The sequence below is a fragment of the Neorhizobium galegae genome, from assembly GCF_017877135.1.
In the GTDB taxonomy this organism is placed as follows: domain Bacteria; phylum Pseudomonadota; class Alphaproteobacteria; order Rhizobiales; family Rhizobiaceae; genus Neorhizobium; species Neorhizobium galegae_A.
This window is the reverse complement of the sequence record NZ_JAGIPH010000010.1, coordinates 56726-71877: the sequence shown is the minus strand read 5'-3', so window position 1 is coordinate 71877 and position 15152 is coordinate 56726. Positions and strand designations below refer to the sequence as shown.

General features: G+C 62.3%; 14 protein-coding genes. 3 read left to right on the top strand and 11 right to left on the bottom strand.

Features of this window, described 5'->3' with window-relative positions; genetic code table 11:
- Window positions 1-6 precede the first annotated feature (6 nt).
- Genes J2858_RS21745 through dctP form a run of 3 tightly spaced genes read left to right on the top strand, consistent with a single transcriptional unit; the run spans window position 7 to window position 2945 of the window.
- Window positions 7-588 (top strand): TRAP transporter small permease subunit, encoded by a 582-nt coding sequence (locus J2858_RS21745; RefSeq protein ID WP_210106967.1) that lies wholly within the window; start codon window positions 7-9, stop codon window positions 586-588.
- Entirely contained in the window at window positions 585-1877 is a 1293-nt protein-coding gene (locus J2858_RS21740) for a TRAP transporter large permease (RefSeq protein WP_210106966.1), read from the top strand. Before J2858_RS21745 ends, J2858_RS21740 begins: the two co-directional genes overlap by 4 nt.
- A gap of 33 nt (window positions 1878-1910) precedes the next feature.
- Window positions 1911-2945, top strand: coding sequence for a TRAP transporter substrate-binding protein DctP (gene dctP / locus J2858_RS21735; RefSeq protein ID WP_210106965.1), 1035 nt, complete (start codon window positions 1911-1913; stop codon window positions 2943-2945).
- Window positions 2946-3043: 98 nt separating this feature from the next.
- Here the strand turns inward: dctP and J2858_RS21730 are convergent, their stop codons facing one another.
- The 11 genes from J2858_RS21730 to J2858_RS21680 form a co-directional block, all read right to left on the bottom strand.
- Window positions 3044-4651: a GMC family oxidoreductase gene (locus tag J2858_RS21730; protein WP_210106964.1), complete on the bottom strand. Its 1608-nt coding sequence runs from the start codon at window positions 4649-4651 to the stop codon at window positions 3044-3046.
- Between the two features lie 12 nt (window positions 4652-4663).
- On the bottom strand, window positions 4664-5425 hold the full coding sequence (locus tag J2858_RS21725; protein ID WP_210106963.1) for an SDR family NAD(P)-dependent oxidoreductase: 762 nt from the start codon (window positions 5423-5425) through the stop codon (window positions 4664-4666).
- Between the two features lie 52 nt (window positions 5426-5477).
- On the bottom strand, window positions 5478-6632 hold the full coding sequence (locus J2858_RS21720; RefSeq protein ID WP_210106962.1) for an iron-containing alcohol dehydrogenase: 1155 nt from the start codon (window positions 6630-6632) through the stop codon (window positions 5478-5480).
- Window positions 6629-7153 (bottom strand): flavin reductase family protein, encoded by a 525-nt coding sequence (locus tag J2858_RS21715; protein WP_210106961.1) that lies wholly within the window; start codon window positions 7151-7153, stop codon window positions 6629-6631. The genes J2858_RS21720 and J2858_RS21715 overlap by 4 nt, the downstream gene beginning before the upstream one ends.
- A gap of 139 nt (window positions 7154-7292) precedes the next feature.
- Entirely contained in the window at window positions 7293-8180 is an 888-nt protein-coding gene (locus J2858_RS21710) for an isocitrate lyase/PEP mutase family protein (RefSeq protein ID WP_210106960.1), read from the bottom strand.
- A gap of 66 nt (window positions 8181-8246) precedes the next feature.
- Window positions 8247-8903 carry a 3-isopropylmalate dehydratase small subunit gene (gene leuD, locus J2858_RS21705; RefSeq protein ID WP_210106959.1) on the bottom strand — a complete coding sequence of 219 codons (657 nt, stop codon included), beginning with the start codon at window positions 8901-8903 and terminating at the stop codon, window positions 8247-8249.
- Window positions 8904-8911: 8 nt separating this feature from the next.
- A complete protein-coding gene (leuC, locus tag J2858_RS21700) occupies window positions 8912-10324 on the bottom strand; it encodes a 3-isopropylmalate dehydratase large subunit (protein WP_210107064.1) in 1413 nt (470 codons plus the stop codon).
- A gap of 509 nt (window positions 10325-10833) precedes the next feature.
- Entirely contained in the window at window positions 10834-12246 is a 1413-nt protein-coding gene (locus J2858_RS21695) for an MmgE/PrpD family protein (protein WP_210106958.1), read from the bottom strand.
- A 9-nt stretch (window positions 12247-12255) separates the two neighbouring features.
- Window positions 12256-13536: a TRAP transporter large permease gene (locus J2858_RS21690; RefSeq protein WP_210106957.1), complete on the bottom strand. Its 1281-nt coding sequence runs from the start codon at window positions 13534-13536 to the stop codon at window positions 12256-12258.
- A gap of 88 nt (window positions 13537-13624) precedes the next feature.
- Window positions 13625-14110 carry a TRAP transporter small permease gene (locus J2858_RS21685; protein ID WP_210106956.1) on the bottom strand — a complete coding sequence of 162 codons (486 nt, stop codon included), beginning with the start codon at window positions 14108-14110 and terminating at the stop codon, window positions 13625-13627.
- Window positions 14110-15120, bottom strand: coding sequence for a TRAP transporter substrate-binding protein (locus tag J2858_RS21680; RefSeq protein ID WP_210106955.1), 1011 nt, complete (start codon window positions 15118-15120; stop codon window positions 14110-14112). The genes J2858_RS21685 and J2858_RS21680 overlap by 1 nt, the downstream gene beginning before the upstream one ends.
- Window positions 15121-15152 lie beyond the last annotated feature (32 nt).

Below are 15152 nucleotides of genomic sequence, written 5' to 3'. Positions count from 1 at the left end.
GTCCGCGTGCATCATCTCAATCGCATTATTGAATCCGGCGCAGTCTGGCTTGCGCGTCTCGGCGGTCTCATGGTGGCTCTGATCGGTGTCCTCGTCACGATCGACGTCATATCCCGCAATGTGTTCGGACACACGGCCGTTCATTCGCTCGAGTTCAGCACTTATCTATTCGCTGCCGCCATCGCCTTCGGCATGGCCTATGCAGCCACCACCGGGGCGCATATCCGGATCGACGTCGTGTCGGCCAGGATGCCCGCCCCGATCCGGCGTGGTCTTGACCTGCTGGCGCTGGTTACCCTGGCAGCTCTGGCGCTGTTCTTTCTGTGGAAGGCGACGGAGATTACGGGAGAAAGCTTCCAGCGCGGCGTCACCTCGAACTCCGCGCTCGCTTTGCCGCAGGGCTATCCACAGACCCTTTGGCTGATCGGCCTTGTGGGCTTTGCAGTGACGACAGTTCTGATGGCCGTTCGACTGGCCATGCTTCTGGCGACGGGTCGCTACAGCGAGGCCGATAGGGTTGCCAGCCTCGGCAGCCCCGAACAGGAAGTCCATGAAGCGCTTGAAGAAGTGGGAGGGCGCCGGGTATGATCCTGATCACCACCGTTCTTCTGTTCGGACTTTTGGCACTCGGCCTACCTGTGGCCGCCGTTCTTGTCATCGTCGCGCTCATCCTCGATCATTTCTTTTCCTTCTTTCCGGTGCTTCCCGCTGTCTCGGAGGTGATCTGGGGCGGGTCGACCAATTTCTCGCTGATCGCGGTTCCTCTGTTCATCCTGACGGGCGAGATCCTGCTGGTTTCCGGGATAGCGGCGGCTATGTTCAACGCGATCGACAAATGGGTCCGCTTCATTCCGGGCGGTCTGTTGCACACGATCATCGGATCGAGTGCACTATTTGCAGCGACTTCGGGTTCCTCAGTGGCCTCGGCAGCCACAATCGGTACGGTGGCGATCCCGCAGATGCGCGAAGGCGGCTATAATCCGCCACTCTTCCTGGGGTCGATCGCCGCCGGCGGTACTCTTGGCATCCTCATTCCGCCGTCAATCAACATGATCATCTACGGCGTGCTTGCCGATGTCTCGATTGGACGGCTTTATCTGGCCGGCATCATCCCCGGCATTTTGTTGGCCAGCCTGTTCTCGCTGATGATCTTCCTTTTGTGCAGTCTGAGGCCCGGCATGGGCGGCATCGGCATAGCGCCCAGCACCTGGCAGGAGAAATTCAGGTCACTGCCGGCACTCGTGCCTCCGCTGATCCTGTTTACGCTCATGGTGGGATCGATTTATCTGGGCATTGCCACGCCGACGGAAGCTGCGGCACTCGGCTTTGTCGGGGCCCTCGTACTGGCCGCAGCCAATCGCAGTCTGAGCTGGCAGACCCTGATGCGCGCCTTCGAGCGCACCATGAAGACGACGAGCATGGTGGCGCTGATCGTGGTCAGCGCGCTGCTGATCAATTTCGTCATGGTGAGCATCGGACTGTCGGCTCAGTTTCAGAGTGCGATTACGGCGATCAATGCCTCGCCGCTCGTCATCCTGCTTGCGATCGTCGGCATTTATCTCGTGCTCGGCTGCTTCATGGAAACGCTGTCGCTGATGATTGCGACTACGCCCATCGTCGTGCCGATCATCATCTCGCTTGGCTACGATCCGGTCTGGTTCGGTGTGCTGTTTATGCTGCTGATCGAAACAGCCCTGATCACTCCACCGATCGGAATGAATCTCTTCATCGTGCAGTCCGTACGCGGTGACGGGGAGTTCCGTGATGTTGCGCTCGGCGCTGCGCCCTTCGTCATAGCGATTCTCGCCATGATCGGCCTGATCATCGCCTTTCCATCCCTCGCAACCTGGCTGCCAACCATCATGCGCGGGGCCTAGCCACGATCAAAACTCCAAAAAGAAGGGGACACCATGAACAAGAAGATCAGTCTGAGCCTTGCCGCCATGCTGGCGATGGCCACCGCCGCTGTCGGGCAGACGCTGCCGGCGACAACGGTCAACGTCGTCGGCAATCTCAGCACCAGCACCCAGAGCCGGCAGGTTGAAACGCCGTTCTGGACGAAAAAAATGGCCGAGATCTCCAACGGATCGATCAAGGCGCAGTTCCGTGCCTGGAACGAACTGGGGCTGAAAGGACCTGAGGTCTTCAAGCTGCTTGCGGCAGGCTCTGCCAATATTGCAACGGCACAACTTGGCCATCACTCCGGCTCCGACCCCATCAATGACGGTAACGATCTTGCCGGCATGTCGGACAGTTTCGACAGCTTCAAGCGCGTATCCGATGCGTTTTTCCCAATCCTCTCCGGCTACTACAAGAGCAAGCTCGGGCTGCACCTCATCTCGCTGCAGTCCTACCAGAGCCAGGTCACCTTCTGCCGCGTCCCTGTCAGTGGCCTCGCCGACTTTGCCGGCAAGCGCATTCGCACCTCCGGCGCCTCACAGGCCGACTTCGTCAAATACCTCAAGGGTGAGCCTGTGGACATGGCCTTCGGTGACGTGCAGCAGTCCCTTGAACAGGGCGTGATCGATTGTGCGATTACCAGTGCGATGGGGGGGTATACAGCCCGCTGGTACGAAGGCGCCAAATACCTCTACTCGCTGCCGATCAACTTCGGCGCTGGCGCAACGGCTGCCAATGCTACATGGTGGGACCGCCAGCCGGCAGAAATCCAGACCTTCCTCACAGCGGAACTCGGCAAACTTTCCGACGAAATGTGGGCGCAGAACCGTACGGAAGATGCCGCAGGTATCGCCTGCAACACGGAGGGTCCCTGCGCGCTTGGCGAGCCGGCCAGATTGACGCTTGCCAAGCCCTCGGAAGCGGACGTTGCCTTGCGCAAGGAGGCCTTCACAAATGCCGTGCTGCCGGGCTGGACCAAGCGTTGCGGTGAGGTCTGCCAGACGGCATTCGATACGAGCCTTGCGGCCGCGGCCGGCATGAGGTGAGCTCTCGAAAGGGAAGGCGGCGATGATGCGTCGCCTTTAATTTTGCCGCCGACGCGGGAGCATGCAGGGCAGAAGAAGATGCCCTGCCAGAATCCACCTTAGCCGCGCAGCGGCGCCTTGCCCAAGATCATGTCGGAAGCCTTCTCCGCGATCATCATCGTCGGCGCCGACGTATTGCCGCTGACGATCATCGGCATGATGGAGGCATCAACGACGCGCAGCCCATCGATGCCGCGCACGCGCAGCTCGGCGTCGACGACGGAGGCGTCATCAGCCCCCATGCGGCAGGTGCCGGTCGGGTGGAAGGTCGTGCCCGCACTCTGGCGAACCCAGGCATCGATCGACGAGTCGCTCTCCATGTCCGCCGCCAAGGGCGAGATTGCCGATGCCCGGTAAGGCGCCATCTTGGCGTTCTGGCCGATGCGATAGGCAAGCCGCACACCGTCGCGCATGACCTGGCGGTCGAATTCCGACGACAGATAGGCCGCATCCATGCGCGGCTTGACGCGCGGGTCCTTGTCGACGATATGCACCTCGCCGCGGCTTTCCGGCCGAAGCTGGTAGAAACTGATCAGATAGCCGTGACCACCTTGCCCGGCCCGCGTGGTTTCGAGATTGAGCCCCGGCACGAAGGTCATGTGGATGTCGGGTTCATCGAGGTCCGGTCGCGTCTTCAGAAAGCCGCCCGCTTCCAGCGGCACTGCGGAGGCGGGGCCGGTGCCGAAGAGATAGGCTTGCGTCAGCGCACGGATCGCCCTGTCCGGCCTGAACAGCGAAAACAGGGTGACCTTCTGGCTGGCCGCATATTTGAGATACACCCCCATGTGATCCTGAAGGTTGCGGCCGACTTCGGGACGGTGCAGCACCGGGTCGATGCCGAGTGCCTTCAGCCTGTCAGCGTCGCCAATGCCTGACAGTTGCAGGATCTGCGGCGAGTTGATGGCGCCGGCGCTGAGGATCACTTCGGCGCGCGCCGCGATCGTTTCGACGGCGGAACCACGGGATAGCTTGACGCCGGTGACGCGTCGCCCGTCCATGACCAGCTCAAGCACATGGGTCTTGGTCCAGACGGCTAGATTGGAGCGCGACAGGACAGGGCGCAGATAGGCGGTGGAACTGCTGACCCGGCGGCCGTTCAGCACATTGAAGTCATAGCCGCCGAGCCCTTCCTGCACCGCGCCGTTGAAATCGTCATTGGCGGGCATGCCCTCGTCATAGCCGGCCTCAAGAAAGGCCCTGTATAACGGGTTGTCGGCCTTGGCGCGCTCGACATGCAGCGGGCCTCCCTGACCATGAAACCTGTTCTCCGGTCTTTCCGGATTATGCTCGGCCCGCTTGAAATAGGGCAGGACCTCCTCATAGCTCCAGCCTGGCAGGCCCATCTGGCGCCACATGTCGTAATCGCGACGAGTGCCGCGCATGTACATCATGCCGTTGATGGTCGAGCAGCCGCCCAGCACCTTGCCGCGCGGCCACTTGATGACGCGGCCGTCCAGACCCTGTTGCGGAGTGGTCTCATAATGCCAGTTGCTCGGCTTCCAGAAATAGGCAGCCCCGGCAAGGAGGGGAATGGAAAAGACCGGATTGCGATCCGAACCGCCGGCCTCGATCAAGAGAACCCGGTTGTTGTTATCCTCGGACAGCCGGTTGGCCAGAACGCAGCCGGCAGAACCCGCACCGATGATGATATAGTCGAACGCCTGCATGCTGCTTTCCCCTCAATACGGCATCTCCGCGCCGTTCATGGCGATGGCCTGGCCGCTGACATAGGCCGCATCCGGCGTCGCAAGCCACGAGACGGCGGCGGCGACATCCGAGGGCTTGCCGAAGCGGCCCGCCGGCACCGTGCGGCGAAAGCCTTCGATCACGTCATCCGAGGTTTGCCCGGTCAGCCGGGAAAAGCCCTCGGCGATGTCCTTCCAGAACGGCGTCTCGATGTGGCCGGGCGTGTAGCAGTTCACCCGGATGTCATGGCGGGCGAGTTCGATTGCCAAACTCTGCGTCAGCGAAACGATGGCGGCCTTCGAGGCACAGTAGTGGGAGAGATTGGCCGCTCCCTTTCGGCCGGCACCGGACGAGGCGTTGACGATCACGCCGCCGCCGCCCTGGGCGATCATCTGGCGGGCTGCTGCCCGCGCGCCAAGAAACACGCTGTTCAGGTTGATTTCGGTGACCCGCCGCCACTCGGCAAAATCCATGTCGACAACCGACCCGATGCCGATGACGCCCGCATTGCAGACCATGACGTCGAGCCTGCCGAACCGGTCGGCGACATCGGCGACGGCTTTGTTCACCGCGGCCTCGTCCGTCGCGTCGGCGGTGATCGACAGCAGCCTGTCCGAAGGGTCGTCCACCCGTGTCGGCTTCAGATCAAGGCCCGCGACATTGGCCCCCTCCGACAGGAAGCGTTCGACGATCGCCAGACCGATACCGCTTGCGCTTCCGGTTACCAGAACGGTCTTGCCCGCATGATCGGCCATCTGCTTTTTCTCCCAGTCTTGAAGTGAATTCAGCGAAGACGGCCCGGTATGTTCACCAGGCCGCGCGATAGATGGCCAGTGCATCAGCCTCGGATACCGGCCGCGGGTTGTTGACCAGCAGGCGCTGCTGCTTCATCGCGTCGGCAGCCATGCGGGGCAGGGCCTCCTCGGGAATCCCGACATCTCTCAGCCGCGGCGGCAGCTTGAGACGCGCTGCGAGCGACACCAGCGCGTCGATGAAGGCACTGGTCCGCCCCTGTCCCATCTCGGCCAGAGAGGGGAAGGCATCGGCAGCAATCTCGTCGTAAAGATCAGCCTGCACCTCGGCATTGAAGCGCAGCACAGGCGCAAGCACCAGTGCGTTGGAAAGCCCATGCGGCACATGGAAGATGCCGCCGATCGGATAGGCCAGCGCATGGACCGCGGCAACGGGCGAATTGGCAAACGCCTGGCCCGCCAGCATCGACCCCAGCAGCATGGCCTCTCGCGCTGGCCGGTTCGACCCTTCGGCGCAGACCGTTTCGATATTTGCGCCCAGGAGGCGCAGCGCCTCCCGTGCCAGCATGCGCGACAGCGGATTGTTGTTGGGGCTTTTCGATGTGAAGGCTTCGATTGCATGGACCATGGCATCGACCCCGGTGGCAGCCGTAATGGCGGGCGGCAGTCCGAGCGTCAGGTCCGCGTCGAGCACTGCCAGATCCGGCAGGATGACGGCGCTCGATACGCCGCGCTTCTCGTCGTTTTCGACCGTGATGATGGAAACAGGCGTCACCTCGGATCCGGTTCCGGCCGTCGTCGGAACCAGGACCAGCGGCAGGCGGGGACCCTTCGCATTGCCGACGCCCCAGGCCTCGTCCAGCGGCTGGTCGGACCCCAGGAGAAGAGCTGCGAGCTTGGCGACATCGAGCGAAGAACCGCCGCCGAAACCGACGACGCCGGTTGCGCCGAAGGTTTGGCCAGCCGCGACCGCCGCCATCAATGTCGCGCGTGACGGGTCCGCCTCGACCGCGTCGAAGACAAAAACCGCGCGACCAGCCGCGGCAAGCGATGCGAGCGCCGCATCGATCAGCCCGAGCTTGCGGATGCCGGGATCGGTGACGACCAGGATGTGTTGCCCAAGGAGAGCGCCCACACTCGCCGCCAGATCGGCCGCCGCGCCGGGCCGGCAGATCAGGGATTTCGTGGTGCTGAACTGAAAGCCGCTCATGCCGGCAACGAGATCTTGGAGGAGGCCCCGCAGTGGAAATTGCGGTCGAGATAGATCAGCGGAAGATCGTCCCCTTCGCTGAGGCGCACCTCCCGGATGAGCCCGATGAAGATCGTATGGGAATGGTAGGACACCGTCTGCACCACCTCGCAATCGAACGCGGCAAGCGCCGAGGCGAGCGCCGGGGAGCCCGAGGCCATCTCGGTCCAGTCGCCGGTGACGAAGCGCTCGGCCTTGCGGGCCGAGCTGCTGAACTGTCCGGCGATGTCGGCGCAGCTGGCCGGCAGGAAATTGACGCAGAAGGTTCCCGACGTGACGATCAGATCATGCGCCGAAGCGCCCTGGTTCACGCAGATCAGCAAGGTCGGCGGTTCTGCACTCACGGAATTGACGGCTGTGGCGATCAGCCCCCCGCGCACATCTCCACGGCCGGTGGTGATGAGCGAGACACCGGAGGCCAGGCGACGCATGCCGATCTTGAATTGCGCGGCGATGCCGCCTTCCCGTTCGGTCGTGTCCATGTTCTTGTCCCTCTTTTGTTTTCCTTTCATCGCACCCTGGAGAGTGCAGATTCAGGCCGGGCGATTTTTCGCCTCGTTTTCGGTCGTCCGGGCGGTCGTTTCCACTCCCACCGCCCGAACCACGTCGCTATGATTGCCGTTACGCCGCGCTGTCCGTCTTGGCCGGATCGCGGGCCCATTTGCGTTCGAATTCCCAGACATCTTCAAAGCCGATCAGCGAATTGAATTCGCGGAAGGAAAAGAGCGAGACATCCGGCGACTGCGAGGTGCCGAGCGTCTTGAGCGCCGTAAAGACATTCTCCGCCGCCTGCGCCGATGCAAGGCCCGTTGCGGCGGGGTAGATCGCCATGCTGTAGCCGAGATCCTTCAGCTCACCGGCGCTGCGGATCGGGGTGAGGCCGCCATCGGCCATATTCGCCATGGTCGGCTTGTTGAGCCTGCGGCAGGCCTCGCGCATTTCGTCATCGCTCTCCAGAGCCTCGACAAAAAGGATATCCGCGCCAGCGGCGCCATAGGCCTCGATCCGCTTCATCGCGCCTTCGAAACCCTCGGACTGGCGGGCGTCGGTGCGCGCGATGATCAGCGTGTCGGTGCTCTTGCGGGCATCGCAGGCGACCTGGATCTTTTCCACCATGTCGATGGTCGGAACAATGCGCTTGAACGGCGTGTGGCCGCATTTCTTCGGAAATTCCTGATCCTCGATCTGGATCGCCGTCACGCCGGCTTCTTCATAGCCGATGACGGTATGGTGCACATTGAGCAGGCCGCCATAGCCCGTGTCGGCATCGGCAATCACGCCGGCATTGACGGTATTGCAGAGCGTCCTCACCCGATCGACCATCTGGGTATAGGTTGCGATGCCGGCATCCGGCAGGCCGTAGGCGGATGCGCCCATCCAATAGCCGGAGGCATAGGCGAACTCGAGGCCGCTCTTGTTGAAGACAGCGGCGGCAATCATGTCATGAATGCCGGGCGCTACGACGAACTGACCGGACGCCAATGCCTGTTTCAGGATGGGTTTTGCCATTAACAATGCCTTTTCGATGGACGTTGGGGCTTGATCTGAGGATGTGCGCGGTTGCGCGCCGAACCGTCAGTCCAGGATCTTCTCCTTGCCGAGATCGGCGAAGGTCGAAAGCTTCTGCGGGTCGAGATGCAGCCATGACGATCGGCCGCGCTGGCGCTCTTCGAAGCGGACAATATCGTCACCGTCGTCGCGCAGGATCGAGCCTATCTCGTCCAGCCCGTTCAGCAGGGCATCGCGACGGTAGTCATCGACCTCGAAGGCCATCACGCGTCCGTCCTGGAAGCGGATCGTGCGATCCACCAGATCGATTTCGATCTTCTGCTCCTCGCCGGCGGCCTTCCGGATCGCCTTCAATTCCTCACCGGATTTGACGATCGGCAGCACACCGTTCTTGAAGCAGTTGGCGAAGAAGATCTCGCCAAAGCTTTCGGCGATGATGCAGCGGATGCCGAAGTCCGCCAAGCACCAGACGGCCTGCTCCCGGCTGGAGCCGGTGCCGAAATTCTTGCGGGCGACGAGGATCTCCGCCGCGGTGAACGGCGCGCGATCCAGAATGAAGGGCTGCTTGAGAGCGGGCGCATGGCGGCGTTCGTGGAACGCATGCTTTGCAAGCCCGGCCTTGTCCAGCAACAGCAGGAAGCGCGCAGGGAAAATGATATCGGTGTCGATCGCATCCTCATCGATGAAGGCGGCGACACTTTCGATCGTCGTGAAAGGCTTCATGCTAGGCCTCAAATACCAAGTTTGCGGACGTCGGCGAGCCTGCCGCTGATCGCGGCGGCCGCGGCCATCGGCGGGCTCATCAGGTGGGTGCGCCCACCCTTGCCCTGCCGACCCTCGAAATTGCGATTGGATGTGGACGCGCAACGCTCGCCCTCCGACAGGCGATCGTCATTCATGGCCACGCACATGGAGCAGCCGGACGAACGCCATTCGAAACCCGCTTCCAAGAATATGCGGTCCAGACCCTCCTGTTCGGCCTGCGCGCGCACGGCGGCCGAACCCGGGACGACGATGGCCGCGACATGATCGGCGACACGATGGCCGTCGACCACAGCCGCTGCCCGGCGCAGATCCTCGATGCGTCCGTTGGTGCAGGAGCCGATGAACACGCGATCGATCCGGATGTCGGTGAGCGGCATGCCCGGCGTCAATGCCATGTAATCGAGGCTCCGCTGCAGCCGGCGTCGCCGCCCGTCATCCGGCTCCTCGGCCGGATCCGGCACCCGGCCGGTGATCGGCGAGCATTCCTCAGGCGTGGTTCCCCACGAAACGAAAGGAGCGAGCGTGCTCACGTCGATGACGACTTCGCGGTCGAACACCGCATCGGGTTCGCTCGCAAGGCCGCGCCACGCCTCGACAGCTGCATCCCACTCCTGACCGGCAGGAGCGAGCGGCCGTCCGCGAAGATAGTCGAAGGTCTTGTCATCAGGCCCGACCATGCCGATGCGGCTGCCCGCCTCGATGCTCATGTTGCAGAGGGTCATGCGCTGTTCCATGGACAGATCGCGCACGGCCGAACCCGCATATTCGATCGCATAGCCCACGCCACCGCCGACACCGATGCTGCTGATCACGGCCAGGATGAAATCCTTGACCTCCACGCCGTCCGGGCGGCGTCCCTCCAGGAGAACGCGCATCGTCTTCTGCTTTCGCTGGCGAAGCGTCTGCGTGGCAAGCACGCATTCGCATTCGCTCGCACCGATGCCGAAGGCGATCGCGCCGAAAGCGCCATGGGTGCAGGTGTGGCTGTCGCCGCAGACCAGCACCGCCCCCGGCAGGGTGAAGCCCAGCTCCGGACCGATGACATGCACGATGCCGTGGCGCCGGTCCCGCATCGGAATATAGGGAATGCCGAATTTCTCGGTATTCTGGACCAGTCGCTCCACCTGCCGCGCCGCTAGCCCATCCCGCAGGGCCGCTGCGCGATCCCGGGTCGGAACGGCATGATCGGCGACGGAGATATGCGCATCCGGCCGGCGGATCTTGCGCCCGGCGGCTTCGAGACCGGCAAAGGCCTGGGGACTGGAGACTTCCTGGACCAGATGCCGATCGACATAGAGGAGATCGGTTCCGTCCTCGTAGGATTTCACGACGTGGTCTGCCCAGACTTTCTCGTAAAGGGTTTTGGGCGTCGAATTCATTCCGGTCACAATACATTCCCCAGGACGCCGCGCGTCCTCTCTCACGAAGCCGTCAAGGCGCACGCCACACAGTGCGTAAGCTCTTTTGTCGTGACTATAGCCAATTTGCATGCGCATGCAAGAATTTTGTGACGGAGATCTACGGGTGTTTTGCCCGTCTTGACCGTGCTTTGTCTGACCCGATCAATTCGCGGCCCGATTAAGAAATGACAAAAAAAGAAGGCGAGCATAACTCACCGCGAATTCTTCAAGTTTTCAGCAAGATGCCCCCGCGATGCCGCCATGGCCTTGTCCGGTTAGATCACTTTTGTCCAGTGGTTTCGTCGGACGCGCTATTTTGAGCATCGTCATATCAACAATTATTTGATGTTAGAATGAATTCCTATGCATTACCGTTTGGTTGCAATCGGGCAAGCGTAGGAATGGCCGTGATCGGAGGATCCTTGCGTGGGCCTTTTCAGGCCCACGCAAGGATTGGAGGAGCGCAGAAGCGTGCGGCGAGGGCGCTGTCAGCGCAGGTCGGCCGGAACCATCAGACGCGTGATGTCCGTGATATCCTTGACCGTTTCAAGCTGGGCGATGGTCTCAGCCAGCCGTTCTCCGTCCGCAGTGGCCAGAGCCGGATTGGTTGCCCAGTTGCGCATGAACTTATCGACATTCTGCGCGGCCGTGAGAGGCGCTTTGGGATGGCCGAGAACGTGGTTGAGGATCAGCTCGTGCCGATCGCCGTTCTTGAGGGTCAGCACAAAGCGTTGTGGATTCATGGCATTGAGGTCCGGATTATCGTCCTCTGTCACCATCACCCTGCCTGCCAGCGCGTGCGTTATGGGATCGTTCAACATCTCGGCGCCGAGAAACTCGCCAACATCCACGCGACCATGCCGCAGGAAGGTCGCCGCCACGAAGGGAATGCAGAGTTTTGCGTAGTTGGGATCCGGCGTTGCAATGTCCGGTCGTCCGACCTGCCGAGCAACCACCGGCGGCACGAAACATTCGAGGCTCGCCATATCTTCCGCCTTGAAGCCATGGCGGCTCTGGAACTGCATCAGGGCGTCGATGGTGCCGTGGGTGAGCCTGCCGCTGGGGAAGGGCTTGTGGGCCAGTTCCTCGACCTGATAGTCGCGGCCGATGCGCTCGATTTCGCCGTCGATGGCAAAGCGGTCGTTTTCGAACAGCCTGAAATAGCCGTGCCGGCCCGTCAGGATGTCCTTCGGGCCCTCGAAGCCGGCGCCTGCCAGGTCGGCGCTGACCAGCCCGGCCCGGCCGGCGAAGCCGACCTGCAGGGCAAGGCAGGGCGAGCCCTCGACATGCGCCTGCATGGTGCCGGAGGCCTGCGAATACTGGATCCCGAGCGCATTTGCGACCTGATGCTCATCAAAGCCGGACAGTTTGGCAATTGCCGCCGCAGCGCCGAATCCACCGGCCGTCGAAGGCCGGAAGAAGCGCAGCGATCCGCGGGCGGCAAAGCCGAGAAATGTCGCCAGATCCACCGCAGCGACGATTGCTGCGATGAACGATCGACCATCAACGGGCGCACCGTCATGGGCCACGCGCCTCTCCGAAAAGGCGATGGCGGCGGAGAGGATGGCCGCCATCGGGTGGAGGACCGCCCGCTCATGAACGCAATCATATTCCAGCGAGTGGATCTGGTAGCCATTGACGAGGGCCGCAGACGCTGCCGGCAGCCGTTCTCCCGACCCCCAGACCGTGGCTTCGGGCTCTCGGCCCCAGGTCTGCGCGAGCTTGCGCAGGTTGGCGACACCTGTGCCGTTGGCGCCGGCGATGCCGACGCCGAGGGTATCGAGAATGAAGGTCTTGGCACAGGCGATCGCGGACGGCGGCAGATCATCGAAGGCAAGGTTTGCCACATGCCGCACGAGATGCGGCATCGGGTCCGTGGCGGCGTTGAGGGCGGTGCTCATGCTGTGACCTCAGTAGCCGGCAAGGCGCGGCAGCGCCAGGAAGACATCCGGGAAGAACAGTACGGCGGCGACGACGCCGAACTGGATGAGGATATAGGGCCAGACCTCCTCAGCAATCTCGCCGAGCTTCAGTCCGGAAAGTCCGCACATCACGAAGAGCAGCACGCCAACCGGCGGCGTCAGCATCCCGACAATCAGGGTGAGAATGAAGACGAGTGCGAAATGCACACCGTCGATACCGTAGGCTTCGGCAATGGGTACGAAGATCGGAACCAGCATGACATAGGCGGCCGTCGATTCCATGAACATGCCGACGATGACCAGCAGCAGAAAGACGAGGATCAGGAACATCTGCGGGCTGGACGTTATCGCTTTCAAGCCGGCGGCCAGTTGGTCAGGCAGCCCGTCGATCGAAAAGATAAAGGTCATGGTGGAGGCAAAGGCGATGATGACCGTCACCGAGGCGGTCGTGAGGCCGGCACCCAGCAGGCATGGCCAGAGGTCCGAAACCTTCAGCTCGCGCGTATAGAAGAAGCCCAGCAGCATGGCCAGGATGACGGCGATGGCGCCACCTTCGGTCGCGGTAAAAACGCCTCCGACGATGCCGCCGATCACGATGATGGGCAGGAAGAACACCGGCAGCGTCTTGATGCCCTGCCTGACCACGCGGCTCATCGAGAAGGCCTCGCCGCGAAGCGGAAAGCCGCGCATGCGCGCAGCAAAGTAGACATAGAGCGACATGCCCCCGGCGATCAGGACGGCCGGCAGCACCCCGCCGAGAAACAGCGCCGGCACCGAGATGCCGGGACCTGCAATCGAGGCATAGACGATCATCGCGGTGCTCGGCGGCAGGATCGGACCGAGATTGCTGGCGCCGGCAATCAGGGCGGCGCCGAAGCGCGTGCCGTAGCTCTGGCCGAGCGGTTTGAGGAGCGCCGAGCCCAAGGCTGCCGCATCGGCCACCGCGGTCCCGGATACTGACGCAAGGCCGAGCGCAGAGAGGATGGTGACCTGGCCAAGCCCGCCTCGCACGCGGCCGATGATCGTGTCGGCAAATTCGATCCCGAGCGTCACGATGCCGCCGCGTACCATCAGTTCGCCGGCGAACATGAAAAACGGGATGGCCAGCAGGGGAAAGGAATTGATCGAATACATCATGCGCGTGGCGATGACCTCGATCGGCAGATCGGACATGGTGACGCCGACAAGACCCGCCAGGCCGAACGAGAAGGCAAGCGGAATGCTCAGAATGCAGAAGGCGAAAAACAGCAGGCAGATGAGAATGCTCATGATGAGGCTCCAGGGCAACCGACAGCCCGGCCCCGCCCGGTTGACGCTTGGGCGAGGCAGGCGCGCTTATGTTTGCCGACCGTTGGCGTCAGACTGTCTCGATGGCCTCGCGGACGATGCGGCGACCTTCGATGAACTGCGCGATGATGTGGAGAATGGAGAGACCGGCTCCGATCGCGACCGGAACGTAGAACCAGGCCGCGGTGACCGGAATGGTATTCAACTGTTCTGCCGAGCGTGCGCCGATGCTGACGATCGCCCCCCAGATGACGACGACCATGAGAACCAGCATGAACACCAGGCCGAGGCGGAACATTGCGCTCTGCCAGGTCGGCGTAAGCCGCGCCTCGAGGGTGGTGATCGCTACGTGCAAACCTTTGGAAATGCCGATCGGCATGCCCAGGAAGCACACCCAGATGAAGCACATCCTGCTGAGTTCGTTTGCGAAAATCAACGATCCGCCGAGCAGGTAGCGAGAGACCACGTCACTCGCCACGGTCAAAACGACCACGGCCATGAGGCAGACGATCGCCGCCTCCACCGCTCGGTCCAGGAGGGACAGGACGCGGCCCATCACGGTTTGGCCGCGCTGACGGCTGCGGTGAATTCATCGAAGATGCCGGCGCCAATCGTGTCGCGCACCTTGCTGTAGACCGGTGCCGTTGCCTCGCGGAACTTGGCTCTCTGGTCGTCGGTGAGTTCGGTGAATTCGACCTGATGGGTAAGAATCTGCTTCAGATTGTCGGCATCCATCTGGGCGGCAAGGCGACGCTGCTCGGCGGTTGCCAGTCTTGCGGCTTCGCGAACGGCTGCCTGGTCGGCCGGCGACATGCGCTCCAGCGCCGACTTGCTGACGGCAAAGACGATGACGTCGAAGAAATGACCGGTGTTGGTCATGAATTTCTGCTTGGCATCATAGAGCTGAAAGCTGTTGATGACGGCATAGGGATTTTCCTGGCCGTCGGCGACGCCCTGGCTCAGAGCCGAATACATCTCGCTGGCATCGATGGATGTCGGGCTTGCACCGAGCAACTGGAACGTCGCGATATGGACGGGATTGTTCTGCAGGCGAATCTTGAGGCCGGCGAGATCCTTCGGTTCCTTGATGGCGTGTTTGCTGTTGGTGATGTTGCGGAAACCGAGCTCCATGACGCCGAGGACGGAGAGGCCCTTGGCATCGAACAGGGCGGTGATCTTCTGCCCGACAGGGCCATCGATGACCTTGAAGGCGGTCTCCCGATCGGGAAACAGGAACGGCAGATTGGTGACGCCGATCTGCGGCACTTGTGCGTTGAAGAAGGCGGAAGAGACGTAGACGCCGAAATTGATGCCGCTCTGGGCCTGGTTGATCATTTCGGACGCCTGCCCGAGTTCGCTGTTGGCGAAGATCTTGACAGCGTAACGTCCCTCGGTCCGCTTCTCGACCTCCGGTCCGAAGACGTCACGAAGGGCAATGGTCGAGGAGTGCTTGTCGCCGAACCCGGAGCCAAGGCGCAACGTGGCCGCCTGCAGAGCGGATGCCGAGAGCGCCGTCGCCAGCGCCGCCGCAAGCACTGCCCTCGCTACCTTAAGACTAATTTTCATGCTGCTTTCCCTTTTTGTTGAATGCGACTTCA